2 protein-coding genes are annotated in these 2,405 nt (G+C 41.3%); both read left to right on the top strand.

The features are described from left to right. The first annotated feature begins 186 nt into the window (after positions 1 to 186). Entirely contained in the window at positions 187 to 1,059 is an 873-nt protein-coding gene (locus tag G561_RS0113330) for an OmpA family protein (protein ID WP_028859972.1), read from the top strand. Positions 1,060 to 1,188: 129 nt separating this feature from the next. Beyond that, a partial coding sequence (locus tag G561_RS14815; protein WP_037032583.1) for an Ig-like domain-containing protein occupies positions 1,189 to 2,405 on the top strand: 1,217 nt, incomplete at its 3' end.

The raw sequence follows: 2,405 nt of genomic DNA on the forward strand, positions 1-2,405 counted from the left end.
ACGTGCTAAGACGCCTGCCTACTCAAGAGGATCTGGATGAGTTGTTAGCTCATCGCTGGGTGCCACCGCAATAGGGGGTTGGTCGGATGCTTACCATTGTTACTTCTAGCATCAATCATTACTATATCAATTACCGGTTGCCAAAGCACTACTATAAATAATAACTCTAACTCAAAACCAGATGGAATGCGTCAAGTAAATAACACTAAATGGGATAAGTCAGGAAGTACATTTAACATCCTTGATGATAGTGGTTTACAGAATAATCAAAGTAGAGTGGTTTTCTTTCAACGTAGCGATATTAGTAGTGACAATCTTAAAGCTGTTAATGACTTTACCCGAAGTGTGGTGGTTGGAATCAATAACCAATTTCAAATCTCCTTACAGCCTAATCATTTTTCCGAAGTTATGGTTTGTTCAGGACAGGTCAACTTAAGTGTAGAATCAACGGGTTACGATACCAATAAATTGGCCAATGTTAGCGTTCAAAGTAATTTACAACCCAAACATACCTATTATTACTCAGTCACTGCTGCAGTCGATAATGAATTACCCACTATAAAAGCTGTTGATGCTGAGAAAGCTATAAAGCTTTTGCAAGGTTTGAATACCCAAACCCATCAAATAAGTAGAGTCACAGCCGATAACTGCTATCCTTCAGCAGTTAACAATAAATCCAATCAAACTAAACCTGCTGCTTCACCAGAAGTACAAGTAAATGCTCCCCTCACCTTAGACGTCTTTTTCGACTTCGATAGCTTTCAGCTTAAAGATTCTGCGCATCCAAAATTAAAGGCTGTTACTGAGTATATGCGAAAATATCCTAATACTACGGTTTTATTAGAAAGTCATACCGACAATAAGGGTGCCGCTAGTTATAACTTGAATCTATCGAATAAGCGCGGCAATTCAGTTAAAAATGCTTTAACGAATCAGTTTGGAATTGATTCGCAGAGAATAATCACTAAAACTCATGGAGATTTACAACCCGTTGACACTAATGATACAGAACAAGGACGTCAAAATAATAGACGGGTGGTTGCGACCATTAAACCTTAGTAAATTCAAACTTAAATACATTGTATTTGACCTTCAAACTACTTCATCACTCAATTGAAACTTACTCAACTATACAATTTAAATCGATAACTACTACTAGTTTAAAATTTAAATATCAGGAAAAAATAAATGAAAACAGTAATCCTAAAAGTAAACAACGCTACTCAAACTATTGCAGAACATACCATCGTAACTAAAGATGGCAAGCCAACCGTTATTAAAGCGGCACAAAATGTTAACTATGAGCTTTTTGATCAATCCATTGGTCGTGCGCCTAATCATATCGTGACCAAACGTGTGGGTAATGACTTACATGTATCAATGGAGGATGAAGGAGAAGCCAGTGATTTGATCATAGAAGGCTTCTACAATGATCCGAATAGCGCATTAATTGGTGTGGCTGAAAACGGTGAATACTACTATTACATACCAGACACAGGTGAGGTAGCTGATTTCGTTACACAGTTACAAGTTGGTGATGTTGAAGGACAAGCACTTGGTGGTGATAGCCAAGTGGCACCTTGGTGGATAGGGGCTACTGAAGGTAGCTTTAACGCTCTACCTTGGTTAGTCGGTCTGGCTGGTGTAGGTATTGTTGGAGCAGCTTTAAGTGGTGGCTCTAGCTCTAGCAAGGGCCCCGTAAGAGATACCACAGCGCCAGATGCACCTACCGCGACTGTAAGTTCAGATGGTACTACAGTTACCGGTAAAACTGAGCCAGGTGCTACTGTTGAAATTAAAGACATAAATGGCCAGGTAATTGGCACAGCTATTGCTGATAACAAGGGTGACTATACAGTTAAGCTTGACACCCCATTAATTAATGGTGAGACGATCACTGCAGAGGCGACTGATAAAACAGGTAACACTTCAGAGCCAACAAGTGCTAAAGCACCAGACAACTCTGATAATACGGCCCCAAGCAAGCCGACCTTAACGCCAAGCACAGATGATGGTTCAATAAAAGTAGATTTACCAACCGATGCCAAAGCGGGCGATACCGTTACCGTTGAGGGTACCAATGAAGCGGGTGAGCCTGTTGAAGCGACATTAACCAAGCAGCCAGATGGCACTTGGAAGTCAGATAATGAGGCGTTTGTACCAAGCACAGATGCCACAAATCCAAATAGCACTACCATTCCAGAAGCTGCTATTAAAGATGGCACTTCGGTGAGTGCTGAAGCCAAAGATCCTTCAGGCAATACCAATGGTCCAGTAACCACGACTGCAGGTAATGATGCAGACAATACGGCACCAGCAGCACCGACAACTGCACCAGATATGACTGCTGCAACAGATACGGGCACGAGTGATACAGACAACTTAACCTCAGACACTACGCCTGA

Origin of the sequence: Psychrobacter phenylpyruvicus DSM 7000 = NBRC 102152 (genome assembly GCF_000685805.1) — a bacterium.
GTDB lineage: Bacteria > Pseudomonadota > Gammaproteobacteria > Pseudomonadales > Moraxellaceae > Psychrobacter > Psychrobacter phenylpyruvicus.